Annotated in this window: 19 protein-coding genes; 4 read left to right on the top strand and 15 right to left on the bottom strand. The window is 36.4% G+C overall.

The window, feature by feature from the left end; genetic code table 11:
* Window positions 1-62: 62 nt before the first annotated feature.
* The 5 genes from B0X80_RS02145 to nhaB form a co-directional block, all read right to left on the bottom strand.
* On the bottom strand, window positions 63-2,504 hold the full coding sequence (locus tag B0X80_RS02145) for a hypothetical protein (protein WP_077338168.1): 2,442 nt from the start codon (window positions 2,502-2,504) through the stop codon (window positions 63-65).
* Window positions 2,505-2,882: 378 nt separating this feature from the next.
* Window positions 2,883-3,965 carry an alkaline phosphatase D family protein gene (locus B0X80_RS02140; protein WP_077338167.1) on the bottom strand — a complete coding sequence of 361 codons (1,083 nt, stop codon included), beginning with the start codon at window positions 3,963-3,965 and terminating at the stop codon, window positions 2,883-2,885.
* A gap of 321 nt (window positions 3,966-4,286) precedes the next feature.
* Window positions 4,287-6,563 (bottom strand): TonB-dependent receptor domain-containing protein, encoded by a 2,277-nt coding sequence (locus B0X80_RS02135; protein WP_077338166.1) that lies wholly within the window; start codon window positions 6,561-6,563, stop codon window positions 4,287-4,289.
* A 204-nt stretch (window positions 6,564-6,767) separates the two neighbouring features.
* Entirely contained in the window at window positions 6,768-7,286 is a 519-nt protein-coding gene (gene dsbB / locus B0X80_RS02130) for a disulfide bond formation protein DsbB (protein WP_077338165.1), read from the bottom strand.
* A 99-nt stretch (window positions 7,287-7,385) separates the two neighbouring features.
* A complete protein-coding gene (gene nhaB, locus B0X80_RS02125) occupies window positions 7,386-8,975 on the bottom strand; it encodes a sodium/proton antiporter NhaB (protein ID WP_077338164.1) in 1,590 nt (529 codons plus the stop codon).
* A 220-nt stretch (window positions 8,976-9,195) separates the two neighbouring features.
* On the opposite strand from nhaB, the gene fadR reads away from it, so the two are divergent.
* The gene (gene fadR, locus B0X80_RS02120; RefSeq protein WP_076418231.1) at window positions 9,196-9,906 is read left to right on the top strand and encodes a fatty acid metabolism transcriptional regulator FadR; all 711 of its coding nucleotides are present in this window, start codon (window positions 9,196-9,198) and stop codon (window positions 9,904-9,906) included.
* Window positions 9,907-9,978: 72 nt separating this feature from the next.
* Here the strand turns inward: fadR and B0X80_RS02115 are convergent, their stop codons facing one another.
* The 5 genes from B0X80_RS02115 to B0X80_RS02095 all read right to left on the bottom strand — a co-directional run bounded on the left by B0X80_RS02115 (window position 9,979) and on the right by B0X80_RS02095 (window position 18,875).
* Window positions 9,979-11,493, bottom strand: coding sequence for a SpoVR family protein (locus B0X80_RS02115; RefSeq protein WP_077338163.1), 1,515 nt, complete (start codon window positions 11,491-11,493; stop codon window positions 9,979-9,981).
* Window positions 11,494-11,595: 102 nt separating this feature from the next.
* The gene (locus B0X80_RS02110; RefSeq protein ID WP_077338162.1) at window positions 11,596-12,873 is read right to left on the bottom strand and encodes a YeaH/YhbH family protein; all 1,278 of its coding nucleotides are present in this window, start codon (window positions 12,871-12,873) and stop codon (window positions 11,596-11,598) included.
* A gap of 119 nt (window positions 12,874-12,992) precedes the next feature.
* Window positions 12,993-14,927, bottom strand: a complete 1,935-nt coding sequence (locus B0X80_RS02105; protein WP_077338161.1) for a PrkA family serine protein kinase — start codon at window positions 14,925-14,927, stop codon at window positions 12,993-12,995.
* A gap of 356 nt (window positions 14,928-15,283) precedes the next feature.
* Window positions 15,284-17,353, bottom strand: a complete 2,070-nt coding sequence (locus B0X80_RS02100; protein WP_077338160.1) for a M13 family metallopeptidase — start codon at window positions 17,351-17,353, stop codon at window positions 15,284-15,286.
* A 295-nt stretch (window positions 17,354-17,648) separates the two neighbouring features.
* Window positions 17,649-18,875, bottom strand: a complete 1,227-nt coding sequence (locus B0X80_RS02095) for a threonine/serine exporter family protein (RefSeq protein ID WP_077338159.1) — start codon at window positions 18,873-18,875, stop codon at window positions 17,649-17,651.
* A 99-nt stretch (window positions 18,876-18,974) separates the two neighbouring features.
* Here B0X80_RS02095 and B0X80_RS20410 point away from each other — a divergent pair, with 99 nt between their 5' ends.
* Window positions 18,975-19,148 (top strand): hypothetical protein, encoded by a 174-nt coding sequence (locus B0X80_RS20410; RefSeq protein ID WP_175623856.1) that lies wholly within the window; start codon window positions 18,975-18,977, stop codon window positions 19,146-19,148.
* Window positions 19,149-19,161: 13 nt separating this feature from the next.
* Here B0X80_RS20410 and B0X80_RS02090 read toward each other — a convergent pair whose 3' ends face one another.
* Window positions 19,162-19,956, bottom strand: a complete 795-nt coding sequence (locus B0X80_RS02090; protein WP_077338158.1) for an NRDE family protein — start codon at window positions 19,954-19,956, stop codon at window positions 19,162-19,164.
* 133 nt (window positions 19,957-20,089) lie between these two features.
* Between B0X80_RS02090 and B0X80_RS02085 the strand changes: the two genes are divergently transcribed.
* Together B0X80_RS02085 and B0X80_RS02080 are read left to right on the top strand one after the other, a co-directional pair.
* On the top strand, window positions 20,090-20,860 hold the full coding sequence (locus B0X80_RS02085) for a class II aldolase/adducin family protein (protein WP_077338157.1): 771 nt from the start codon (window positions 20,090-20,092) through the stop codon (window positions 20,858-20,860).
* 65 nt (window positions 20,861-20,925) lie between these two features.
* Entirely contained in the window at window positions 20,926-22,101 is a 1,176-nt protein-coding gene (locus tag B0X80_RS02080) for a mandelate racemase/muconate lactonizing enzyme family protein (protein ID WP_076418223.1), read from the top strand.
* Window positions 22,102-22,132: 31 nt separating this feature from the next.
* Here B0X80_RS02080 and B0X80_RS02075 read toward each other — a convergent pair whose 3' ends face one another.
* The 4 genes from B0X80_RS02075 to B0X80_RS02060 all read right to left on the bottom strand — a co-directional run bounded on the left by B0X80_RS02075 (window position 22,133) and on the right by B0X80_RS02060 (window position 26,362).
* On the bottom strand, window positions 22,133-22,591 hold the full coding sequence (locus B0X80_RS02075; RefSeq protein WP_076418222.1) for an Lrp/AsnC family transcriptional regulator: 459 nt from the start codon (window positions 22,589-22,591) through the stop codon (window positions 22,133-22,135).
* A 97-nt stretch (window positions 22,592-22,688) separates the two neighbouring features.
* Window positions 22,689-23,579 (bottom strand): amidohydrolase family protein, encoded by an 891-nt coding sequence (locus B0X80_RS02070; RefSeq protein WP_077338156.1) that lies wholly within the window; start codon window positions 23,577-23,579, stop codon window positions 22,689-22,691.
* A 38-nt stretch (window positions 23,580-23,617) separates the two neighbouring features.
* Complete coding sequence (locus B0X80_RS02065; RefSeq protein WP_077338155.1) at window positions 23,618-24,343, bottom strand: SDR family NAD(P)-dependent oxidoreductase; 726 nt, start codon at window positions 24,341-24,343, stop codon at window positions 23,618-23,620.
* Between the two features lie 513 nt (window positions 24,344-24,856).
* Window positions 24,857-26,362: a dipeptidase gene (locus B0X80_RS02060; RefSeq protein ID WP_245825365.1), complete on the bottom strand. Its 1,506-nt coding sequence runs from the start codon at window positions 26,360-26,362 to the stop codon at window positions 24,857-24,859.
* Between the last annotated feature and the right edge of the window lie 302 nt (window positions 26,363-26,664).

Below are 26,664 nucleotides of genomic sequence, written 5' to 3'. Positions count from 1 at the left end.
GGGAAGATAAACCAAAACATTTAATTGTCTCGGTTTATCTTAGCCTATATTAGAACAAAATTTTATTTCGTACGTGTTAGGGCTTGGCTTGAATTAAATACTTGCAAAGCTGCCGTACTAACAAAACCACCTGAATCACTGAATTGAATCGTAACCGTGTTGTCTTCTTGCAAAGCAGTAAGGGCTACGGGAATTTCAATCACACCAAAGTAATTATCTCGACCAGGATTTACGGCACCTGTTTCTTGATCATAGCCTCTAAAATCAACAGGAACAGTAACTTCTGTAGTATTTACCCTAACTGTAGGTGTTAGTGACTTACCGTGGTCACGTCCAATACCTAAACGTAATACTGCTTCACCATTTGAACCAACAACAACATCATTGATATCAAAGGTAATGGCGGTATTAGCCGTGATAGCTTGTTTAAAATCACTTGAATAATATTTAGTTTCTTCGCTCGTTTGGTTAACGGTAATATCTGTGTTGTAAGTGACTTTAATGATCATGGTACCTTCACCATCAAGTGTTACCGAATCAGGTAAGCTGCTTGTGTTGCTTTCTTCAAGTGAAGATGTCCAGTTGTCGGTTTTTAAATGTTTAATATTTACAGCGCTGATATTAGCTGTGTCGATACCAAAGGCGTTTAAGTTAACGTCAGCTTCATCAAACTCTAAGTTGTTTAAAATTATATAAGCATCATCCCCGTCAACATAAGCATCAACTTGAATATCTAAATCAGAAGACCAAGTATCAACTCGAGTACCATTAACTTCTGCCCATAGGTTATAAAATAATGCTATATCAGAATAAACCCATTCAGTTTCAGTAGTAACTCCAGTACGTTCAAACTTTTGTACCATTAAACGTGGGCCGTAAGGAATTGAAACACCATTTTGTGTGGTTCTACCCCATTCTGCTTTTACCACAATAAATGGAATGGTTTTAGCGATCACATCAGGGCGTTCTAAAAAGCTCATTAACATTTTATTGGTGGCACGCATAACTAAGGTGTCTTTTTTCGGCGTCCAACCAAGGCTTCTTTCACAATGACTTGCTGCGCCATATTCTGAAATAACATAAGGTTTCATTTCACCTATGGCAATACGGCTATAGTTTTCCATCATATCCATAGTTGCTTCCATATTACTGCCAGAGCGATATTTTTCGGTATTGCCCAGACAAGGGAAGTCATATAAATGGATTGAATAAAAATCCATTTCAGCGCCTGAGGTGTCGATAAATAATTTATCTCGGTCTTCCCAGCGTTGGAAGTTGTCTTTATCAAAATCAGGGAAGGCGACTGTGTAACCACCTACTTGAATGTCATTATTTTCAGCAACTTTACGCACTTCAGCTTTGATGGTGTTATGGAATTTAAATGCTGCTAATGGTGTTACATAATTAGCATCATTTGGATTGCGAACGGTTGTTAAGTCATAAAGTGGCTCATTCATAACCTCAAAATATTTAGGTTTGGTTTCCCAAGTATCAGTATCATTATTTTTGAAAAATTTTGATAAATATTGAGATATAAAGTGGCCCGTTGCTGTACCTAATGGCTCTGCTTGAGTATTTGTTTGAGAAAATGACCATGCATTACCCGTTAATGCATTAATATTTGTACCTTCAGGCCAATAAGGGTGTTGTTGAGCACCTTGTATCATATCAAGCGCGCGTGCTTTAATTTGTGGAAGGCGTGCATCAACATGCTTTTTAGCCGTAGAGTTGGCATAAGTCCAACGAAAATTTCCACCGGCTTTAGTTGCGCTTGCTTCATCAACAAATCCTGTTTTTGTAGGATCTTCATTAACATTACGTAATGCCCAGCTGATAGAGCCAGTTACACGCCCAAAATAAACATCATTATCGGTAACAAAGTTAACCATTAAATCGGGGTCTTCATTGGGAGCATTTCTTGATTGCCCATCGTTTTCTCCCCAATCGTTTTCTGAGGGTGATGAATGTATGGTTATAAACTTTTGACGGTCAAAAGTTTCGATTCCACCCACGCTGTGCTTAGTGTCAAAATTAATATCAACTTGAATGCCTGATGGAGGAATAACAACTACGGCTTCTGCAGTGGTTATAGAGAAAGTGCCAGACACGCCGCCAATCGTTAATACGGCATTTACTGTGGTAGCAGAGGTTGCTGAACTTAATGCCTTAACTCTTACTTTTTGGTTGTTGCTAACTGTACCAGCAGCAGATGTATAAGCCCCATCATTAATAGAATATTCACCGCCAGTAATAGAAATGGTAGTGTTGCTGTTAATACCAGAAACCGTTATTTCGTTTGAAATAACTTCAATGCTGTTTGCAAGGTTGGTTTGGTCAACAAAGTTATAATTGTTTGGTGTTGTATCTACTGCCGGAGGTGTTTCAATAGGTGGTTTTGTAGTTGTATCACTACCATCACCGCCACCACAACTGGCGAGAGCGATTGTAAATAAAGCTGCTTGGGTACAATGTACCAGATGTTTTTTCTTTATGTTTAAACTCATTGTATCTTCTTACCGTTAGTTGTTTTTATTTTATATGTTTTTTTATATGTTTTTTTATAGGGAAACGTAGTGTAAATATTTTCTAATTCAATCTCTTTGTGTATTGTTAACTATTTATTGTTAACTTGTTTTGTGTTCTTTAGATTATCATAATTCAGTATTAAAGCTAGGTTTTGGATTGTTAAGGGCGATATGAAATTATAATGCTTTGTTTTTTAATCTAATTAAGTGTTTTATTTTTTGTGATTTTTGTTAGATAAATAAAGATATAGCGAGTGAAGGGGAGGTTTTATCAGGGCGTTTTTAGTAAACGTATTATGTTATCCTGAAGAGCCTAGCGTATTTTACACTAGGCTTTATGAAAAGAGCTGTGGCTTATTAATGATTTTTTTTATAAGGTGATATTTCTGAAATTGTTAAAGTTTGCTGCGTAAAAATATCGCCTTTAACATCTTTTAAGCTGAGTGTGATAGTTGGGTCGGTTTGCTGCCAATTAATCAATAATTCGCCGTAATTAACTTTGTGAGTATATTTCCCCACGCGGTGTTTATTCGGGCTAACTTCTTTCCATTCTTCTGTTAAACCTGAGCTTGTTACTTCCCATAAAGGGTAGTCAAGATCGTTTGTTACTTTTGATAATTCTCCCCAATGAGTATCGCCACTGATAATAATAACGCCATTAATTTTGTGTTTTTTAATTAACGACATTAATCGATTACGATCATGAGGGAAGTTTGCCCACGATTCCCATCCAGTAAATTCAGGTAATAGCTGTAAACTTGAAGCGATAACTTTAATTTTTGCGGGTTTTTGTAACTCAGCTTCTAACCATTGCCATTGCGTTTCGCCTAACATAGAAGCTGTTGGATTTTTAGATGGGGAGTAAGGACCCATATTTTTAGGTTTACGTTCAGTAAAATACTTTTCTTTGCCTACAGAGTTGAGTTTCTCTCTATTCCAGCGTAAGTCAGGCATAATTACGTGAACTTTTTGATTGTTTTCTCCATACATGTACGAGGTATAAATACCGTCTTTGCGGGTATAACGGGCAGAGTTCTTTGGTTCGTTCCAAAAATCTAACATAAGTTTTCTTGAGGCTTCTTTTTGTGGGTATTCACCGCCTGCGTCATTCTCACCGTAATCATGGTCGTCCCAAATAGCGATAGCGGGTGTGTTTTCTAATAGTGTTTTTATGCCTGCGTTATTACCTAATAAAGTATATTTATTGGCGAGATGTGACATGTTTTCAGTGTCGCCATAAACGTTATCCCCTAAAAAAATAAAGAGATCTGCTTTTTCTTTGTTGATGGCATTTAAAATAGGCATAGCCTTATCTTGATGGCTACATGAGCCAAATAGAATTTTTTGTGTTGCAAGTTGTTGAGGGTGTGATGATTCTGCAAAGGCTTGCGAAGTTATTATTACCGTAGTGAATATGAAGGAATATATAAATTTGAACATGTGCTACTCGTGGGTTTAATAGTAAATAACCTGAGTTCGGCTTAATAAATGTTCTCCTAGCAGCTACTTTTACTAACTTCTGCGTTAAATTCACTTGCAATAGGCCAGCTATTGACGCGTAAATTTGCCTTGAATTAAGTAAAACTATCAAGCTAGAAGCGAATCGAGTTTTTAGTTATTACTTTTCAAGGAGTTAACAATATCTTAAACCGAACTCAGGTTAAATAGGTTATTAGAAACAAAAATGTTACTAGGCAATGTCTTGCCTAGTAACATGTAAAGTCGTATTACTGCTGAATTAATCGTGTTGAACTTTATCGATTAAAAGCTAGTAGTAAACGTAATAGTTGCTGTACGTGGTGCACCAATAAAGAAGGTTGTACCATTGCCTGTGCCTGTAGAAAGGTAATCTTCATCGGTTACATTACTAACTACAAAAGCAATATCTATTGTTTTAAATGGGCTGTTTTGTATTTGTGCACTGTAGCCTGCATTTAAATCAAATATAGTGTACGAGTCAGCTGCACCGCGGTCGCCAGTGTATTTTACGGATGCGCCTGCGTATAAGTCGCCTTGTGTGTAGTCTGCTGCAACTACAAACATATCGTCTACAGAATCAACAACTTTCTGACCCGATTCAAATCCAACAGCATTACCTACATAAGTAGAATCGTTATTCGTGTAAGAAGAATATACTGATAAGTTATCGTTAATTCGGTAATTTAGGCTTAATTCAAACCCGTTAGACTCAATACCACCTACGTTTAAGTATGAACCGTTTGTACCTATGGTGTAGTCAATACCGCCTGTATCGCTACCTGGTGCAATGAAAGTAATTCTGTTTTCAAAGTCAATTTGGTAATACGTTGCAGAAAATTGAATATCTTGCGTATTGTAGCGTAAACCTAATTCCATATTTTCAGCAGTTTCAGGCTCAATTTGAGTAAGAGAAGATGAATCTCTTTCTAAAACGCCGTCTTTAATTGCTGAGAAGTTTTCGCTAAAACCAGCAAATAATTCAATTTCGTCATTAACTTGGTAAATACCACCAATGCTGAATAAAACATCTGAATCACTGTCTACTTTACCGGTAACTTGGTTAACAAACTTATCAAACTTTTCTACGTCAACCATGTACTTTTGAGCGCCAATGTTTAAAGTGAAATCGTCAAACGATATGGTATCTTCAACGTAAAGTTTTAATGTATCAGTAGTAAACTCATTATCATATTGGATCCAGTAAGGTGCGCTATCAAAGTGATGATAAGTACGAGCATCTATCACTTTATGCCAATCGCGAGACTCGTCACGATCAGTTTTTTCCATCCATAACCCCATTGAAATATCGTTATTAGCGATAGTGAGGTCGAAGTTAGCTGTTAAACCTGTACGTTGTTTTTCATAGTGTGTATGGCGGTAAGACATAACCGGTACTGCACCGTCAGCAAAACAGTCTTCATGATATGCTGGGCCTGAATTATAAGGAAATGGGTGTGTTGCAGAACAGCCTTCAATTTTTGTTAATGGGTTACCTAATGCATCTGTAAACGTAACATTTCCACTGTTTTCACCACCTTTATTGGTTGGATTACCATTTGTGTCAACAGGTGATGCTAAGTAAGGAGGGATCCAATCACCACGACCTGAGTTTTTATGAAAGTAAGGTGTTACTTGGAATGCCATTGTTGAATCAATATCGTATTCAAATTTAACATAACCTAAGGTGTTTTCACGTAGTGTTGACCAACCTTCAGCAAAGTATTGATCAATATGAGGAACGCCTGTCCAATTCCATGTTAAACGATCCCAATCAGGTGTTGCATCAAATTGTTCACGCGTTACTGAGTTGTAGTTGTCTTCGTCAGCATCGTCGTAAGATAAACGACCTGTAATGTTTAATTGGCCTAAATCGGTTACAAATTTAACTTCAGCATGTTGTCTTTCTGAACCACCGTTAGAGCCTTCGCCAACCCAACGACTTGTCGATGTTTGCGAGTAACTTGCGTAAGCAGTAGTGTTACCAAAAATCTCACCTGTATCGTGTCTTACAAAGTAACGAGATGCATTATGGTCGCCTTGTGTGTAAGCTATTTTAGTTTCTTGAGACATTAATGGCTGTGAACTAACAAAGTTAAATGTGCCACCTAATGCTTCTAACGAAGCTGATGAAATGTCTGAAGTCCCTTGAGAAACTTCTACGGTTTCCATGTTTTCAGTATCTAAATAACGGTTTGCTTTTGCGCCACCGCCATAGTTTGAACCACCGTTTGGAATACCGTCGATAGTCATACCTAATTGTTGTTGGTTGCCATCAATACTAAAGCCACGCATAGTAATTGAAGTAGACCAATCGTCACCACCAAAAGCATCACCTTCATTGATACTAATACCCGGTAACTTGTTCATTACACCAATAACACTGGTAATATTTGGCACTTGTTTGGTCATTGAGCTATCAATAACGTGATTAGCACGGGTTAATTTTTTTACAACAACAGAGACTTCTTCCATTGATGAGTCTGTTTCAGCGGCTGCATTTACAGATAACGTAGATAAAACTGCAAGTGCGATAGCACTTTTTATTGGTTTAAGATTCATGACTTGCCCTTAGATAAAAAATTATAGTTTTTAATGGGGGCATTATGATGAGGGTTTATGACAGTTCTGGTGAGAAAATATGACTGTTTGGTTATAGTAAAGTTTCAGAATTATGAAAGATATATGGCTGTAGTACTTTGAGATGTAAATAAAAAAATGAGCCATAGAGGCTCATTTTTATTGGCTGTGATTTTTATTTAAAAATTAAATTGTTTTATTGGTGAATATTCTTATGAGTAATGTTACAGCTAAAATAGCGCTGTATATGCCAAAAACAACAATCATCATTTGCGGCATAGTAAAGTTAAAAAATTGCCAATTAATTTCACCACAATCGCCCGTAGCTTCAAACAATAAAGGTAACCATTCATGTAAAGGTGCCCACTGTGGAAAATTAGGTACAATTTCACAAACATACATAAATGAAAATTCTGAGGTTTGTATATCAACATGTTCAATGGCAATCAGTAATCCCCAAACAGAGCTGATCCCCCATAGTATGTAAGATAATAATCGAAGAGGCATTGATTTATTACCTAACATTCCAACAATACCCGCCGCAAATATTCCCCAAAGTGCGGTTCGTTGATAAATACACATAATACAAGGAGCTAAGCCGAGTACATATTGAAAATACAATGCGGCAATCTCTAGCCCTAATGCACTTATTGTTAATAAAAACCAAGCTCGAGAATTGGTCACTAAATTACTTATAAATTCCACAGTAAAACCTTATAACTATTGATAATGCTACATTATCTTAACTCAATAAAAAGCGCCATAATTGGCGCTTTGAAATATGTAACACAATTTTATTATCTCTTAATGTGCTGCAGGTGCACTATGAGATGAAGTTGCAGAATGATGTTGAATTGTTCCAGCTTCATACATTTCAACCGTTCTATCCGCTAAATAACCTGATGAAATAGCGATTAAACCTACCAGTGTTAACACGATTGTATAAGGTAGCGCCATAATAACCATTCTACCGTAAGACAAACGTACTAACGGAGCAATTGCAGAGGTTAGTAAGAATAAGAAAGCAGCTTGACCATTAGGTGTTGCTACACTAGGTAAGTTAGTACCTGTGTTAATGGCTACCGCTAATAAGTCAAATTGGTCGCGCGTAATTTGTCCAGCAGCCAATGCTTTTTGAATTTCAGTAATGTAAACCGTACCAACAAATACGTTGTCGCTCACCATTGAAAGTAAACCATTTGCCAAGTAGAACATGACAAGTTGCATATTACCTTCGTAAGTTAGTACCCAATTAATTACAGGGGTAAATAATTGTTGGTCAATAATTACAGCAACTACAGCAAAAAATACAGCAAGTAACGCGGTAAAGGGAAGTGCTTCTTCAAAAGCGTGCCCAATTTGGTGCTCTTCTGTAATACCGGTGAAGGTGGTTGCTAAAATAATTACCGTAAGGCCAATTAAGCCAACAGGCGCTAAATGTAGTGCTAAGCCAATAATTAACCAAATGGCAATAACACCTTGCATAATAAGTTTTATTTTATCGCTTTTAGTACGTTTTTGGCTTTCAGCTACATCATAATCATTTAAAATTGTACGTACGGTAATCGGTAGTTTTACACCATAACCAAACAATTTAAACTTCTCTAAAGAAATACAGGTAAGCATACCTGCAATAAAAACAGGGATTGTTACTGGAGACATACGAATGGCAAATTCTACAAATTCCCAGCCCGCTTGTTGTCCTATAATTAAGTTTTGTGGCTCACCAACAATAGTACAAACACCACCTAAAGCCGTACCGACACCTGCGTGCATTAGTAAGTTACGTAAATACCCTCTAAATTGCTCTAAGTCGTCTCGACTAGGTGCTGGTAGTTGGTTGTCTTCATTGTGGTCATGAGATTGACTTGAGTCTTTACCTGAAGCAACTTTGTGGTAAACCGAGTAGAAACCAATGGCAACACTAATAATTACGGCAATAACGGTTAGTGCGTCTAAGAAGGCTGATAAAAAAGCACCTGAAAAACAGAATAAAAAGGATACCATGACTTTGGACGTTACTTTTGTGACTATTTTGGTGAACAAAAATAGCAGTAAGTTCTTCATAAAGTAGATACCAGCAACCATGAAAATAAGTAAGAGAATAACCTCAAAATTCACAATCATTTCATGCATAACCTGATTAGGTGATGTCATGCCAATAGCTACGGCTTCAATTGCTAGTAAGCCGCCGGGTTGTAACGGATAACATTTTAATGCCATAGCCAGAGTAAATATAAACTCTACAACTAATGCCCAACCTGCTGTATACGGGTCGACAAGGAAAAATATAATAGGATTTATCACTAAAAAAGAAATTATCGCGAGCTTGTACCACTCGGGAGAGTTTCCTAAAAAGTTTTTATAAAATGCAGCCATAGATGATTGTTGCATAGTTGACCTTTTGAAGTTAAGTTAAGTTGATGTTTATTGATTTTTTATAATTGTAATTTTTCTATATTATAGAGATAAATATTAATACTCTAAGTAGTTTAAGCCGTATAGTGACGCTTGTAAATAATCAGTAAAGCGGTTTTATATCAGCTTGTGCCTATACACTGTTCTGGTACAATCAGTACAATAAATAATAAAAATATTAAGTGATTGGTGATTTATGGTTATTAAAGCGCATAGTCCAGCAGGCTTTGCTGAGCAATACATTGTAGAGTCTATATGGAATGGTGGCTTTCCTCCTGGTTCTATTTTACCAGCTGAACGTGAATTGTCTGAACTTATCGGTGTTACACGCACTACGTTACGTGAAGTTTTACAACGTTTAGCGCGAGATGGTTGGCTAACCATTCAACACGGTAAGCCCACTAAAGTAAATAACTTTTGGGAAACCTCAAGTTTAAATATTTTAGAAACATTAGCACAATTAGATCAAGAAGGTATTCCTGATTTAGTTGATAATTTATTATCGGCTCGAACGAACATCAGTGCAATATATATTCGTGGAGCTTTGAAAAACAGTCCGTCGCAAGTTATTGAAATATTAAGCGGTTATAAAAATATTACTGATGACGGTGTCTCTTTTGCTGAATTTGATTATAACATTCATAAAGAGCTTGTTGTTGCTTCTGGTAATTCTATCTATTTATTAATATTAAATGGCTTTAAAGGCTTGTATTCTCGATTAGGTAGCTTGTATTTCTCTCATCCTAAAGGTCGTGAAATTTCTCGTCAGTATTATGAAAACTTGATTGAATTGGCTAACGAAGGAAAGTTTGATCAGGCGGTTTTTGTAACACGTGATTATGGTGTGGAATCAGGTAAGCTTTGGTTAGAGTTAAAAGACGAAATGTTGAAAGAACTGGTAAAATAAGTTTACGTTTTTGTTAAAAATGATTAAAAAAAGGTAGCTATTATTAGCTACCTTTTTTGATCTGAAATAAACTTATGGCACTTCTTCTGTTGTTTTAATTGGGCAACTTGCCAATATCTTTTGGTTACCTTGCTCATCTTCTTGCATTATTTTTACTTCAAATTGCCATAAATAAAATAAATGCTTTATTACTTCATCTTTTGAATCCCCCAAAGGAATTTTTTGATGTGGAGTGTATTTTAACGTTAACGATCTATCGCCATTAACCTTTGCATCAATAATTTGAATATTGGTTTCTTTATTACTTAGGTTGTATTGGTTAGACAATGCGGTTCGTATTTTTTGATAACCCTGTTCGTTATGAATAGCGCTTACTTCTAAAAAATTGTTTGAATCGTTATCATGAATATGAAATAGCTTAAAGTCGCGCATTAATTTAGGCGATAAATATTGGCTAATAAAGCTTTCGTCTTTAAAGTTTTCCATCGCAAAATGTAACGTGTCGAGCCAATTACTGCCTGCAAATTCAGGAAACCATTGCTTATCTTCTTCTGTTGGGTGCTCGCATATTCTTTTTATATCAATAAACATATTAAAACCTAAAGCATACGGATTTATGCCTGAATAATAAGGGCTGTTATATTCAGGTTGAGCAACCACATTGGTATGGTTATGAAGAAATTCGAGCATAAATTTATCGGTGACTAATCCTTCATCGTATAAGTGATTCAAAATAGTGTAATGCCAGAAACACGCCCAACCTTCATTCATTACTTGAGTTTGTTTTTGAGGGTAAAAATATTGTGATATTTTACGAACAATTCTTACTATTTCTCGTTGCCAAGGTTTTAGTAGGGGCGCATTTTTTTCGATAAAATATAAAATGTTTTCTTGTGGCTCTGACGGAAAACGAGGTTTAGGCTTATTTTTTACTTCTTCACTTTCGGGTACCGTTCTCCATAAGTTATTGACCTGTGATTGTAAGTATTCTTCTCTCGATTTTTGGCGTTTTAGCTCTTCTTCTAACGATATTTTTTGTGGCCGTTTGTATCTGTCTACACCATGATTCATTAGCGCATGACAAGCGTCTAATGTGGATTCTACTTCACTAATACCATATTTATTTTCACAGTCTGCAATATAGTTTTTAGCAAACAATAAGTAATCAATAATTGAGCTGGCGTCAGTCCAAGATTTAAAGAGGTAATTACCTTTAAAAAAAGAATTATGTCCGTAACAAGCATGCGCCATAACAAGGGCTTGCATGGTCATTGAGTTTTCTTCCATAAGGTAAGAAATACATGGATCTGAATTAATCACAATTTCGTAGGCTAATCCCATTCTGCCTCTTCGGTAGGTTTGTTCTGTTTGAATAAACTTTTTGCCGAAGGTCCAGTGATTATAGCCAATAGGCATACCTACACCCGCATAGGCGTCCATCATTTGTTCAGCGGTTATTACTTCAATTTGATTAGTATAAGTATCTAACCGGTAATGCTTAGCCACACGTTCAATTTCTGTTTGGTATTCACCTAATAGGTCAAAAGTCCATTCAGGTGAGTCACTTAAGGGGGCTCTTTTTTTCATATCATGAACTCCTATTTACATAAATGAATTAACTTGAATCCGGGGGGATTACCATTAAAGCCTTTAGTGGCTTTGTTAATTTCATTCATGCTCATTCATCAATTAAGCGGCTTGCTCAGCACGTTTTTTAAATAACTCTCTAAATACTGGGTATATATCGGTAACATCTTTAATATGTTGCATAGCAAAGTGATTTTGAGTTGCTGCAACGGTTTCGTAGTGTTGCCATAGCGTTTGATGTGCTCGTTGAGTTATCTCGATGTAACTGAAGTAACGCGCTACAGGTAATATATTTTTCTCTAAGATATTCGCGCATTTAGGCGAGTCGTCAGCCCAGTTATCGCCATCAGATGCTTGCGCTCCGTATATATTCCAATCTTTTGAGTCGTATCTCTCTTTAATTATTTTATCCATTAACTCTAAAGCGGTTGAGGCTATAGTACCGCCTGTTTCTTTAGAGTAGAAAAAGGTTTCTTCATCAACTTCTGACGCTTGTGTGTGGTGGCGAATATAAACCACATCTATGGTTTTATAGGTACGTGTTAAAAATAAATATAAAAGCACGTAAAAGCGTTTTGCGATGTCTTTAGTGGCTTGGTCCATAGAACCTGATACATCCATTAAACAAAACATAACCGCTCTAGAAGTAGGTATGGCTTGTTTAGCGTAGTTTCTGTAATGTAAATCAAAGCTGTCAATAAACGGTACTTTAGCTATTTTGTCTTTAAGGTCTTGAATGCTTTTTTTCAGTTCTTTGGTTTTTTTTATATTGTCGTGTGGATCTTGCTCTAACTGAACAAGTGCAGCTTCAAGCTCTTTTAATTGTTTACGTTTGCTTGATGTCATGGCGATACGTCTAGCAATAGAGCCTTGTAATGATTTAACAATATCTATATTTGAAGGTACACCTTCAGCGCAATAACCGCTACGAACTGTTTTATACTCAACAATTTTACTCAGTTGAGATTTTTCTAAATTAGGTAACTCTAAATCTTCAAACAGTAGATCAAGATATTCGTCTTTAGAAATTGAAAACACAAAGTTGTCATCACCTTCACCAGAGTCACTTGCTTCACCTTGTCCTGAACCTTGGCCTTGCCCTTGTTGTGGACGCTCTATGTGGTCTCCTGTGGTAAATTGGTCATTACCTGGGTGTACAACATCGTTAATGCCGCCTTTACCTTGATGGAATACAGGTTCGCCTAAGTCTTTTTTAGGAATGGTAATGCTTTCACCTGAGTTAACATCAGTAACGCCGCGTTGGGTTACTGCATCAGATACCGATTTTTTTATTTGAGTTTTATAGCGGCGTAAAAACCTTTGCCTGTTGACGGTGCTTTTGTTTTTACTGTTTAAACGTCTGTCAATAAAATTAGCCATAACGCCTCTTTATCATTGGTGTTCACTTTTCACCTAGTGAAAAGTGAATTTTTGCTTCGATGGTCTAGTGAGTTAATTCCTTTAAATGCTGAGTAACTCCATTATTTAATGGAATCGTACTATGAAGATTTTCTTACACGTAAATACCATTCAGATAAGAGTCTTACTTGTTTTTGGGTATAACCTTTACTCATCATTCGCTCAACGAAGTCGTCATGTTTTTGTTGATCGTCTGTTGATGTTTTAGTGTTAAAGGAAATAACAGGCAGTAAGTCTTCAGTATTTGAGAACATTTTTTTCTCGATTACTGTGCGGAGTTTTTCATAACTTGTCCACGCTGGATTTTTGCCATTGTTGTTGGCTTTGGCCCGTAGAACAAAGTTAACTATTTCATTTCTAAAGTCTTTAGGATTACTAATACCAGCTGGTTTTTCTATTTTCTCTAGTTCATTATTCAATGCTTCTCTATCAAATAATTGACCCGTTTCAGCATCGCGATATTCTTGATCTTGAATCCAAAAATCTGCGTAGGTTACGTAACGATCAAATATATTTTGTCCGTATTCCGAGTAAGACTCTAAGTAGGCGGTTTGAATTTCTTTACCAATAAATTCAATATATTGTTGAGACAAATAACCTTTAATAAACTCTAAATAGCGTTCTGTGGTTTCCTGTGGAAGCTGTTCACGTTCAATTTGTTGCTCTAGTACATAAAATAAATGTACTGGGTTTGCGGCAACTTCCATATGATCAAAGTTAAATACGCGTGATAATATTTTAAAGGCGAATCGAGTCGATAGCCCCGACATGCCTTCGTCCATACCTGCGTAGTCTTTATATTCTTGATAAGACTTGGCTTTAGGGTCGGTATCTTTAAGACTCTCGCCATCGTAAACACGCATTTTTGAATAGATGCTAGAATTTTCTGGTTCTTTTAAACGAGATAATATTGAGAACTGTGCAAGAGTTTCTAGTGTGTCTGGCGCACATTGAGCATTAGCCAGTTCGCTGTGTTCTAGTAATTTTTTGTAAATTTTAACTTCTTCGCTTACGCGCATACAGTAAGGCACTTTTACGATGTAAACACGGTCTAGAAAAGCTTCGTTGTTTTTGTTGTTTCTGAAGGTCTGCCATTCAGACTCGTTTGAATGAGCAAGTAATATGCCGTTAAAGGGCAGGGCTGATAAACCTTCGGTTGGGTTGTAATTACCTTCTTGAGTGGCAGTCAGTAACGGATGTAAAACCTTGATAGGGGCTTTAAACATTTCTACAAATTCCATTAAACCTTGGTTAGCCCTACATAAAGCGCCTGAATAGCTATAAGCGTCAGGATCATTTTGTGCAAAATGTTCTAGCTGTCTTATGTCTACTTTACCAACTAGTGCTGAAATGTCTTGGTTGTTGTCATCACCGGGTTCTGTTTTAGCTATGGCTATTTGATCAAGAATTGATGGGTAAAGTTTTAGTACTTCAAACTTGGTTATATCACCTTCAAATTCATGTAAACGTTTGGCTGCCCAAGGTGAAATTATAGTATTTAAGTATCTTTCGGGAATGTTGTATTCGTCTTTTAATATTTTTCCATCAGCATTCGCATCAAATAAACAGAAAGGGTGATCATTCACTGGGCTACGCTCACCATTAACACTAAGCACATAAATCGGTTCTTTTTGCATAAGTGCTTTTAGCTTTTCAGCAAGAGAGGATTTACCGCCACCAACAGGGCCGAGTAAATATAAAATTTGTTTTTGTTCTTCTAAGCCTTGAGAGGCGTGTTTAAGGTAGGAAACAATTTGTTCAATAGCTTCTTCCATACCATAAAACTCTTTGAAGGCAGGATAACGTGAAATAACTCTGTTTGAAAATATACGGCTTAATCTAGGCTCTTTTGAAGTGTCGATCATCTCTGGTTCGCCAATCGCATTTAACAGACGTTCTGATGCGCTGATATAGGCATTTTTGTCTGTACGACAAATTTCAAGAAATTCTTGAATGGTAAACTTTTCTTCCTTCGCTAAATCGTACCTTGATTGATAATGTTGAAAAATACTCATGCTAACCTCCAGAAACTTAAGTTATGCTTGAAAGGAGTTGTAATACTAATTTCACGAATGAAACCAGTTTAAAGATTAAAAATCCTTATCTTTAAGACTAGTAGAAAGTTATAAAGTTGCGTATATAAAATTAAATAAAAATTGAATTAATTCAATGGAAAGCCTTAAAACAGGCATATTAAATTTTAATATTTAATAGAGAGTGGCTCTGTGGATATTATTTATAAAGGGGATAAGACTATTACATCAGTTACGTATTTTTTTGAGGAGGAGTAAGGTTTTTGGCTAAGGTTATTTATTCTTTTTGTTCAAACCGACTTAAAATTATAATTAAGTCGGTTTGAACACGTAAAGTATTACCAAATTTTTACGCGTTTTTCAGGAGCTATATACATTTTGTCACCTTCTTTAACATCAAAGGCTTTATAAAACTCAGGCATGTTTGATAACGAACCTAATGCTCTAAATTCTCCTGGTGAATGAGGGTCTGTGGCCACTCTATTTCGCATTGATTTTTCTACGGTTTTTGAACGCCAGACTTGTGCATAACCCATGAAGAATCGTTGATCACCCGTTAAGCCATCAATAACGGGAGCTTCTTTACCATTTAAAGAGGTTTTATAAGCTTTATAGGCGATAGTTACACCTGATAAGTCTCCAATGTTTTCACCTAAGGTTAATTCACCATTAACGTGTAAATCATCAAAAACTGCGTAACTGTTGTACTGAGCAACTAGGTTGTCTGAACGTTCTTTAAAGGCAGCTAAGTCTTTGTCTGTCCACCAATTTCTTAAATTACCTTTGGCATCATATTTACTGCCTTGGTCATCAAAGCCGTGTCCCATTTCATGGCCGATAACAGCACCAATTCCGCCATAGTTAACAGCATCGTCAGCAGCCATGTTGAAAAATGGTGGTTGTAAAATAGCGGCAGGGAAAACAATTTCATTTACCGTAGGGTTGTAATAAGCATTAACGGTTTGTGGTGTCATTCCCCATTCCCATTTACGGATAGGGCCTCCTAATTTTTCTACTTCTTTTTTATGGGTAATTTCGCCAGAACGTATAATGTTTCCTACGAGATCATTTGCTTTAATTGTTAAGGCTGAATAATCTTCCCATTTGTCTGGATACCCAATTTTGGGTGTAAATGCAGCAAGTTTTACATGAGCCGCTTTTTTAGTATCGGTAGACATCCAATCTAACTCGTTAATGCTATTGCCGTATGCTGATCTTAAGTTTTCTACCAATTGGCTCATTCTTGATTTAGCTTGTGGAGTAAAGTGCTTAGCGACATAAACTTTACCAATAACTTCACCTAAATTTGCATTAACTGTTGATACACCTCTTTTCCACATAGGACGTTGTTCTTCACGACCACTTAATTGTTTTGAAAAGAAATCAAAATCTTCGTTATCTAATTCAGCGGTTAAGTATGAAGAAAATTTACTTAAGGTGTGAAACGTTAAATAGGTTTGCCAGTCAGCCACTGAGGTTGCATTGAACACTTGACCAAAACCTGCAGCGTAATCGGGTTGATTAACAATGAGGTCGTTTTGTTGAGAAACGCCTATTGCATCTAAGTAGGTTACCCAGTCAAATTCGCTGGTTACTGCTTTATCTAAGTCAGACACATTAAACTTGTTATAACGTTTTTCGCTATCTCTTGTTTGTACGCGAGTCCAATGATATTCCGCTAATTTTGTTTCTATTGCCATAATGGACAGCGCTGCTGATTTACCATTTGGTAGCTTAGCTAAATCAAACATTTTCTCTATATGAGCTACATAACCTTGGCGAAGTTTTACGAAGCGTTCTTCTTCATTAAAGTAATAATCTTTGTCAGGTAAGCCTAAACCACTTTGCCAAACATGGGTGGCGTAGCGGCTAGAATCTTTAGCGTCTACGCTAATATAAAATTCGAAAGGGTTTGTAATACCTACTGCTTGATATTGACCAAAAAAACGCGCGATATCTTGTTTGCTTTTAAGATTATTAATGGAGGTTAGAATTGATGATATAGGTTTAATGCCTAAAGCATTACGTGTTTCTATATCGGTAAATGACTTGAATAAATCGGCTACTTTTTGCTCGTCACTACCGGGAGTTAGGTTTTGTTTTTTGGCTAATTCTTCAATAATCGCTTTAACGTTGTCATCGGCTTCGTCGCGTAGGTCATAAAAAGCGCCTATCGCTGTTTTATCGCTGGGGATTTCTGATGTTTTCAACCAGCCACCGTTAACGTATCGGTAGAAGTTATCTTGCGGGCGAACTTCTGCATCAATATTGGCTTTTGTTATACCTGATACTAATGTTTTGTTTGGTGTTGTTTGTACTTGAGTATTCTCATTTTGGTTTTCAGGTGTTTGATTACAACCTGAAAGTAATATAGATGTGCAAATGGCACTCGCTATCAATGTTTTCATGTAGTTACTCTTAATAATGATTGATTAGACCTAGTTAACTTTTGAGATGATTTTTATGACAATCAATAAAGCCTTTTGAGGGGATATACTCTAAAGATAAACAGCCCTAGTTATTTAAGCTATATATTTTTATAACAAAGCTGAAAATTTTTATACAACGCGATACGACCATTGGTGATAAAAACAAGCTGAGTTATTTATTCATTCATTAGAAAGTAACTTACTCACTTTATTTTCACAAAGAAAGTAAGTTATTCAGGTTGAGTAAAAATTATTTAAATTACAGACTTTTAAATTACAGTATTTTACGAGGAGGGAAGGCCACGTTTGAAAAGATTAGCCCTGCCACTAACGACATAAAAATAAGGAATGTTTGTGATCCTAAGTCGTAAGAGTTGAGCATGTTTTGTCCTGAAACTGCGGTATTTAAGCCGATGTAGACTTTACTCCCTGGTACTAAAACAACAAGACCAAGTAGTTTTACAACGCTTGAAGGTAGATTGGTTATTCTTGAAAATAAATTACTGTATATCCCTAAAGCAAATGCTCCAACAAAAGCGCTGAGGGGGCCACCTAAGAAAAGTGCTGCCCAAACGCTTGCACCATAAGCAATATAACCTGAAACAATTCCCCAAGGCGCATCTTTTAATCGTGCTTTAAACTGTACAACTAAACTTACTGATAGAACGGTTACAGCTAACCAAGCGGTCCAAGAAGGAATAAATGTTGATTGAACCATTTCTACTTCTCCCCACATTAAGCGTCCTATCGCTAAACCTAAGAAGCCACCAAAGTAGAGTTTGAATAACGACATTAAAGCATCCATTATTCTTGCTGTGCCTGATATTAAGTTTCTGGCGGCAAGCTCTGACAAGCCAAGAGTTAATGCTAAACCGGGAATAAAGGCAATAATACTCGATAGAATAACTAAGGAGGTATTTAAACTAGGATCTATTAGGGTGATAGCTGAAGCAAGTATCGCTACAGTGAGAGCGGATATTGGCTCTAACATGTCAGTAACACGACGAGAAAACTCACTCCATAGTACAAATAAGTACACCACCAAACCTAAGATAGCAGACCAAAAAACATCATTCCAACTTGTGTGCATTAACATGGCAAATGCACCACTTGAACCGCCAAAGGCTAAAAATGTTAAAAAGCGTCCGTATGGCGTAGGTTTTTTTTCTATTTCGTCTAAACGTTTAATGGATTCAGAAAGTGTTCGTTGTCCAGAACTTAACTCATCAACTAGTTCATCCGTTCTCGCTAATGAACCTAAGTCGAGCTCGCCAGGGCTTACACGTATAACATGAGCATACTCTTGTTCGTCATCTGTTTCGGATAAAACAAAAGTAAGAGAGGTAGGCGTTATTAAAAAACATGAATCTAAACCCAGAAAAATAGAGACATTATGTAAATGTGCTTCAAGACGATAAGCCGGAGTACCAAATTTATGAAGCGCTTTGCCTAACTTGATAATAAAGCGTCTTTTTTCTTCGAAGTCTATACTTTTTTCCATAAATGGTATTCCTAATATTTTAATAGGGTATATTAGTCGTATTGTATAAAAATGTAATGAACTTTTTGATATAAAACTTAGTTTGATAAGGATTGATTTATGGCGCTTCTGGTTATTTTGTTGGTTATTTTTGCTGCGGTTGCTTTGATGGTGATTTTGGGAGAGCGTTTTGGTAAACCAATGGAACAAGAGCAACAATCTAAGTTATCTAAAATTGCTGCCATTGCGTGTTTTATATTAATTATTTCGTTGGTTATTAAAGAAATGTTTTAAAGCCTGATAGGGTTTATTCAGCATTAAATAATGTTTTTAATGCTAACTTTTGATAACTCGCTTTCTCGCCAGAAGGTCGGTATGTACATTCGGTAATTTCAACATTATTGTTAAAGTCTTTGGTAATAATAATCGTTGAGCGTGTGCCGTAGTCAGGTGAAGTAATAAAAATAGAACTTAGCAGGGCTTCTCGTTCTGTGGGTAATCCTGTTTTAGGTAGTTTTTCTGGTGGTGCTTGAACTGTGTCGTTCATTAGGGCTAATAATAAATCACCATCAAGTTCATTTTCATGTTTTTCATCTGTAATTAATGCCTTTAGCTTTTGTTGTCCACGCGTCATTTTTGGCCAACTGTCTGTAAGTGCGCCATTACAAATGCTGTAGACGCCATTATCTATTAGGTGTTCTTTTTTATGTACACTATCAAAGCAGTAGAGTTTATCTAAACTTCCATATATCAAATTAAACCCATTGTAAATATGACTATGATTAGCAAGATGCGTTTTAATATTTTGATTGTTGGAAGTTATGTTTTCTTCAGATAGTGCTTCAAGTACTAAATTACCACGTGATGTTTTGGTGTTATCAATTAAATGGGGTTGTCTGAAATTAGTGAGCGCTGAAAAATGCTCAGACTGAGTTAACCCTAACCAAGTGCCGCCTGCCTGTAAGTCTTTTCCTGCTAATATTGAGTTTTCAGGCCATACGTGTAAATTTTGTGTTGGTCTTTGGTGAAATTCATCTCTGTTTGCACAGATAATAACGGGATATTTAGGATGTTGCTTTAAAGCGATAAATAAAATGCACATGATTAATTTAATACTACGTTATGTGTGAAAAATATAACCTTAATCGGGATATTCAGGTTAGATAAGTTTAAAAGCATAGCGCTATGCTTTAAACTTCATAGTATTAAAGTGAACGTGATGAAACAAGGTGTTTATGTTTGAATTACCTAATATAAGTTTAAAAAATAAAGTCTCGCAAAGTGAGTGGAATACTCGAGTCGATTTAGCGGCTTGTTATCGTTTAGTGACTTTACATGGTTGGGATGATTTAATTTACACGCATATTTCAGCGCGTATTCCTGATACAGATCACTATTTAATTAATGCTTTTGGTGTGGCGTTTGACGAAGTAACGGCATCGAATCTTGTTAAAATAGACATAGACGGTAATATTATTGATGCTGATTGTCCTTTTGAAATAAACCCTGCTGGCTTCACCATTCATAGTGCAATACATGCGGTTCGACATGACGATATGTGCGTTTTACACCTTCATACCAATGCAACTATTGCTGTGGCTAGCGTAGAAGAAGGTCTATTACCGTTAAGTCAGTATTCTATGTTTGCTCTTGCTTCGATGAGCTATCACGATTATGAAGGCTTAGCCGTTAACCCAGCCGAAAAAGTTAAACTGCAAAATAACTTGGCAGACAAAAACTTTATGCTATTAAAAAATCATGGTGCATTAACTTTAGGAAAAACCATAGGCGACGCCTTTATGCACATGTACGATTTAGCGCGCGCATGCGAAATTCAAGTACAGATAATGTCTATGGGTATGAAACCTAATTATGTCGATCAAAACATAATTGACGGTATTAAAGCCCAAGCTAATATTGTACATACAGGATTAACGGGCGGACAAAAAGCTTGGCCTGCTATGTTAAGACGCGCGTATAAACATGATCCGAGCTTTGCTCAATAAGCTATAACGTACCGATTAGCAGATATTAAAATTTTATTTATTCCCCTTTTTATATAGAGAAACAGATGAAAGTAACTCACGTAGAAATATTCGATATACATTGTCCTGAACGTCCACCTTGGAATCCCGTTTTTATTCGTATTCATACTGATGAAGGTATTACGGGCGTAGGTGAAGCGGGTTTAGCTTACGATTGGGGACACAGCGCGGCAGCGGCTATGATCAAAGAAATAGTTGAAGCTGTTTTGATTGGTTACGACCCATTTCAAACTGAAAAATTATGGTCGCGTATGTTACGTGAAAGCTTTTGGGGATTAGGTGGCGGCCCGGTTTTATATTCGGCAATGAGCGCAATAGATACAGCGCTTTGGGATATAAAAGGTAAAGCCTTAGGTGTACCGGTTTATCAGTTATTAGGGGGGAAGGTTAATGATGAATTACGTACCTATGCTAGCCAATTACAATTTGATTGGGATACCACTATTACTAAATTAATTGAGCCACAGCAGTACGCTGAAGCGGCTTTAAAAGCGGTAGCTGAAGGTTATGATGCCGTGAAAGTTGATCCTATTGTTTACGATGCAAATGGTGAATCGTCATTCGATCGCACTAAACTGTTTACTAAACCGCAAATGCGTTTATTTGGTAATCGCTTACGTGCTATTCGTGATGCTGTTGGCCCTGACGTTGATATTATTTTTGAATCTCATTCATTAATGGGTGCAGCTTCCGCTATTCAAATGGGCGAAGTGATCGAAGAAGTTGGCTGTATGATGTACGAAGAGCCAGTCAATTACTTAAATTCAGCGGTACATAAAAAAGTAGCTGACAATGTAAAAGTGCCTATTGCTGGCGGTGAGCGTTTATATCATCGTTGGGATGTACGTCCTTATTTTGAAGATCAAAGTATTGATGTGTTACAACCAGATGTCGGTTTATGTGGCGGTTTTACTGAAGCCAAAAAAGTGTGTGATTACGCTGATGTTTACGATATTCGTATTCAAGCTCATGTATGTGGTGGGCCAGTTGCTACGGCAGCGTCTTTACACTTAGAAACCGCAATTCCTAACTTTTTAATTCATGAGCATCATACGTATGCGACTAAGTCTTGGAACCGTGAATTATGTATTCAAGATCCTCAACCTAAAAATGGCATTTTCAAAGTATCTGAAACACCGGGTATTGGTATTGAATTAAATGACGAAATAGTAAAACGCTCGCCACATGTAGTGGTTAAGTAAGCATAATAATTAAAAATCAATCAGATTGAGGTTAAGTATATTCAACAGGTAAAGCTGTGGTGTACTTAATCTCTTCCATTGCGAAGCTTGAACTAATATCAGAAAAATTAGCACGCGTTATTAGTTTTCTGTAAAAGGTATCGTAAGCCTTCATATCTGGTACAACAACACGTAATAAATAGTCTACCTCACCACTCATTCGATAAAACTCTACAATTTCTTTAAAGTCGTTAGCGACTTTTCTAAAATCATTTAGCCATTGAGGGTTATGTTGATTAGTTTTAATGGTAACAAAAACTGTTAACCCTACATTGAGCTTTTCTGGATCGGCTATGGCTACACGGCCTTTTATTACGCCTGATTTTTCTAATGCTTGAATGCGTCTCCAGCACGGTGTTGTTGATAGGCCTACTTGTTTAGCTATTTCGCTTACTGCGGGAGTACAATCTTGTTGTAGTAATTGAAGGATTTTCTTATCAAACTTATCCATAAGGAACTCTATGTTTTATATTTAACTATAAAAAGAATTTTGTTCTAATTTTTTTGCTTTTACAAGAAAAAACAACTTTGCTTTATCAAGGGGGAAATTAAAAATTATACCAATGCTTGGTGTTTTCTAAATAGAGTTTTGCTAATTCTTGTGAATTATATTTTGAAAGCTGAGTTTGATATTGCCACAGCGCTTGGTAGCTTTTACTGAACAAACAAAGGGGAAAGTTACTGCTTAACATTACTCGGTTTATGCCAAAGGTAGTCACACATTGTTCAATCACTAAATCACACCATTGCGTATTATAGTTTCTGTTTAACATTTCCCAGCCAGAGCACTTTATTGCGCATTGTTTAAATTTTGCGAGTTTAGTTAAGCCGTTTAGCCAGTTGTTATATTCTTCTGAGTTATTCAGTGCAGGTGATATTTCAGTGAAGTAAGGTGGAAAGCCTGCATGGTTAATAATAATTGTTAGCTCAGGTAATTGTTCTAACAGCTGAGTTAACTTATCAATGGCGTTGAGCTCAGATAAAAGCATTTGTAGATCGAAGCTGAGTTGATGATCAGCTAATGCTTTTAAGTTAGTTGGTGTGTTGTGATGATTTAAAATATCGACTGCTGTGTCATCTAAAATATGCCGACAACCTACAACACTTTTGTAATTTAAGAGTGTTTGTAGTTGTGTTAAAAAATTGTTTGGCGATAACGTTAAATCGACACAAGCCACCGATTTAAATGACTTTTTACAGTTTAATTCTAGCCACTGTATTTCTCGCCAAGGTGCTTGGTTATCAAAACCAGCTTCAATATGTACAAAACCAGAGAGTTCAGGGCTATTTAAATCGCCGAGTAAATTAATGTCTGCTTCTGAAAAATTTTGGATAATGATATGCTTATCTGGCCAAAAAGGTGGGTTTTCAGGTTTTAACCATTGATATTGACCAAGTGTTAAATCAAACAAATGAATATGTGGGTCAATAAATTTCATGTTAAAACCTGATATAAAGTCTATTTAAAATAACGGTATTATTGCGCTGTATAGCCGCCGTCTATTACTTGTAAGCTACCGGTAATAAACCTTGATTTATCTGAAGCTAAAAATAACACAAGCTCAGCCACTTCTTCTGGTTGGCCTAGTCGCCCTAAAGGTTGCAAGTTAGCTTCTTCTTGATGGATTTTAGCTTTATCTTCGCCTGAGCGTTCGCAATATTTATCTATGGCTTGATGGTAAAGAGGGGTTTCAATGGTGCCAGGACAAACCGCGTTCGAACGAATATTGTAGCTTGCGTAATCTAAAGCGGTTGTTTTTGCTAATGAGGCTAATGCCGCTTTACTTAAATTGTAGGCAAATGAATTACGTTTAGCGATTAATGCTTGATCAGACGCCATGATAATAATAGAGCCTTGGTTGTTCGATTTCATTGATGGCAATACGGCTTTTACTGCAGCATACGCACCTTTAACATTGATATTAAAAACACGCTCAAAGTCAGCTTCCGTTGTATCTTCAATCGTGCCTGAAAAATGTACTCCTGCGTTTGATACCAGAACGTCTATTGTATATTCATCACTAATGCTTTTGATGACTTGTTCGACTTCTTGCACATTGGTGATATCACATGATTTAAATGTACCAAATGTTGAGGCTTTAATATCTAAGTTAAACACTTGGTAATTGTTGGCCAAAAAAAGCTGAATAATACTTAAACCAATGCCTGAACTACCGCCAGTGACAATGCATGTTTTTTTCATGGGAGTATTTTTTTAAGGAAATAAAAACTTAAGGGGATATTAACGTTATTAGCTTAGAACTTCTATTGTTTCAATGCGGATTGTTATTTTGTGTTGCGGAATAAAAAAGCCAAATATTTTTATATACCCGTTACCAATCAAGAGGCTATTTCAGAGTGCTTGAGCGATATCAATTCAAGGCAACGCTTTGTAATAATGGTCGTTCCCTTATAAAAAGCGTTAACGAAGAAGTGATTTTGCTCAAGCGCTTCTTCGATGGGTCTAAAAACAATTTATGCTTCGTTATTAACTTTAGTCAGGTTCCTACATGGATGTAGGATATTAGGGTAACGCAGGAGCAGTTACCGAGAATAACCATGACGTCAACTTAATACCTTGCATACATGGATGTATGTACTTAGATTTCGTCTGGAACATGAAATCTGTGCCTAAATTGTTTTTAGTTCCCACTGAAACCTGCATCTTGAATGATAACGGGTATAAACACTTGGCTTGATATGAGATGTTTTTAATTTATTTAGCGAGTTCAATAAATGCTGCCGTGTACATTTTTAAATTCAACATAAACTGATCCATAGTAATAAATTCACTTTCAGTATGCCCAGAGTATTCAGTATTTGGCATAGACGGCCCAAAACTTATTGCTCTTGGGAACATTCTTGAATTAGTACCACCACCAATTGATATTGGCTTAGCGCTTTTAATGCCTGTGTAGTGTGAAAAAATTGTCAATAATGTTTCTAGCTGAGGCGCATCTTGCTGAACCCAAGGCTCTTTTACTGTGGTGCTTACATCGGTAAGTACATATTCATTACTGTTTGACCACTGAGTTATCGCTTGCGTAATTTGCTCTTTAAGCACTGTAGTGTCTTTTCCACGTGGGCGACGAATATTAATATTTAGCTGCATGCCATTGTCTAGCTGTTTTAATACCGTTGGAGATACCGTAAGTGGCCCCATAAATTCATCGCTAAATGCGATGTCGCCAAACTTTTTACCGTATAAGCCAGTGCCAATATTATCGTTAATAAAGTTAACTAATGCGCCGCTTGTATTGGTTGGCCAGCGTTTAAATGAAATTAAATCGGCAAGGTAAGTAATTGCATTTACACCATCTTCAGGTTTTGAAGAATGTGCTGATTTACCTAAAGCACTTATTGTTAATTTTTGATCCGTTAGATCAAAGCTAAATCCTATGTTGTTATAGGCCTTTGCTTTATTCATTAATTTTTGCAGCAGTTTTACGTCTGCGTTTTCAATAATAACAACAGCATCTTCAGGAATTTGGCTACCAAAAAAGCCACCAGTAAAAGACTTTAAGTAAGCTTGTTGAGTGTTAATGCTTTTATTGGGAAATGTTAAGCTGATTGTTCCATAACCTTTTTCTGCTATAACGGCAGGGTATTCAGCATCAATAGTAATATTGGTTTCTGGTAAATCATGAGTTTTAATATATTCTTCTAATGGTGCCCAGTCAGACTCTTCAGCCATGTATATATATAGCTCTAAACGCTTATTAAGTTGAATTTTTTTATCTTTAATTGCTTTCATTGCATATAAAGCGGTAGATATTGGGCCTTTGTCGTCTTCCGTTCCACGACCAATGATAAGCCCCGGCTTTGATGTTAAATCAATAGTATAAGGCGACTGTTTCCATTTGCTTGGGTTTGCTGGTTGTACATCACCATGGGTAATTATGCCTAGTCGTTCTTTTGCATTACCTAGGCCAATAATAACTACGAAACCGTCATCTTTAAAATCAAGACCAAGCTCAGTAGCTTGCTTTTTTAGTTCTTGTTTAAAGGCTATATGAACAGGGTTTTCAGGAGAAGGAACGCCATCAACCACAACGGTATTGTGTTTTACCAATTGAGCAAGGCTATTTACCATGTCTGTTTTATAGGTATTTACAGCATAGTTTGCCGTTTTATCTGCTAATGTACTCACTTCATTTGCGTGAGTTGAAGTGGTAAACATTAATGGAGTTAAGAGCGTTAATAAACTGAGTTTTTTAAGCACGAGATATCCTTTATTTTTAATTACTGTTGATGATAGCTGGATTCATTACCCATGATTAGAGAAATAATGAATAGATACTCCTATAGTATTTAATATTATAAATTAAACCACTAAAAAACCGACCAGCGTAGCTTTTTAATCGTTTAATACCTTTTGAGTTATTATTTCAATGCAGATTATAAATTATTGGTTGTTTGTTTATTTCTTAATGGTATGTTTATAAAGAGTAAAACCATATTTTAAGTTATGGTTATACATTATGGCTAAATTTAAAGAAATGCACTTTAATGATTAGAAGTGTA

Source organism: Pseudocolwellia agarivorans, assembly GCF_002000085.1.
GTDB lineage: Bacteria > Pseudomonadota > Gammaproteobacteria > Enterobacterales > Alteromonadaceae > Pseudocolwellia > Pseudocolwellia agarivorans.
This window is presented reverse-complemented; position numbering and strand designations above follow the sequence as displayed.

What these genes read in the sequence shown, in the direction of transcription:
- B0X80_RS02100 (WP_077338160.1), bottom strand. Translation starts at nt 17,353, where the DNA reads ATGAAAACATTGATAGCGAGTGCCATTTGCACATCTATATTACTTTCA.
- B0X80_RS20410 (WP_175623856.1), top strand. Translation starts at nt 18,975, where the DNA reads ATGGCGCTTCTGGTTATTTTGTTGGTTATTTTTGCTGCGGTTGCTTTG.
- B0X80_RS02110 (WP_077338162.1), bottom strand. Translation starts at nt 12,873, where the DNA reads ATGGCTAATTTTATTGACAGACGTTTAAACAGTAAAAACAAAAGCACC.
- B0X80_RS02090 (WP_077338158.1), bottom strand. Translation starts at nt 19,956, where the DNA reads ATGTGCATTTTATTTATCGCTTTAAAGCAACATCCTAAATATCCCGTT.
- B0X80_RS02065 (WP_077338155.1), bottom strand. Translation starts at nt 24,343, where the DNA reads ATGAAAAAAACATGCATTGTCACTGGCGGTAGTTCAGGCATTGGTTTA.
- B0X80_RS02095 (WP_077338159.1), bottom strand. Translation starts at nt 18,875, where the DNA reads ATGGAAAAAAGTATAGACTTCGAAGAAAAAAGACGCTTTATTATCAAG.
- fadR (WP_076418231.1), top strand. Translation starts at nt 9,196, where the DNA reads ATGGTTATTAAAGCGCATAGTCCAGCAGGCTTTGCTGAGCAATACATT.
- B0X80_RS02105 (WP_077338161.1), bottom strand. Translation starts at nt 14,927, where the DNA reads ATGAGTATTTTTCAACATTATCAATCAAGGTACGATTTAGCGAAGGAA.
- nhaB (WP_077338164.1), bottom strand. Translation starts at nt 8,975, where the DNA reads ATGCAACAATCATCTATGGCTGCATTTTATAAAAACTTTTTAGGAAAC.
- B0X80_RS02080 (WP_076418223.1), top strand. Translation starts at nt 20,926, where the DNA reads ATGAAAGTAACTCACGTAGAAATATTCGATATACATTGTCCTGAACGT.
- B0X80_RS02145 (WP_077338168.1), bottom strand. Translation starts at nt 2,504, where the DNA reads ATGAGTTTAAACATAAAGAAAAAACATCTGGTACATTGTACCCAAGCA.
- B0X80_RS02075 (WP_076418222.1), bottom strand. Translation starts at nt 22,591, where the DNA reads ATGGATAAGTTTGATAAGAAAATCCTTCAATTACTACAACAAGATTGT.
- B0X80_RS02070 (WP_077338156.1), bottom strand. Translation starts at nt 23,579, where the DNA reads ATGAAATTTATTGACCCACATATTCATTTGTTTGATTTAACACTTGGT.
- B0X80_RS02115 (WP_077338163.1), bottom strand. Translation starts at nt 11,493, where the DNA reads ATGAAAAAAAGAGCCCCCTTAAGTGACTCACCTGAATGGACTTTTGAC.
- B0X80_RS02085 (WP_077338157.1), top strand. Translation starts at nt 20,090, where the DNA reads ATGTTTGAATTACCTAATATAAGTTTAAAAAATAAAGTCTCGCAAAGT.
- B0X80_RS02135 (WP_077338166.1), bottom strand. Translation starts at nt 6,563, where the DNA reads ATGAATCTTAAACCAATAAAAAGTGCTATCGCACTTGCAGTTTTATCT.
- B0X80_RS02140 (WP_077338167.1), bottom strand. Translation starts at nt 3,965, where the DNA reads ATGTTCAAATTTATATATTCCTTCATATTCACTACGGTAATAATAACT.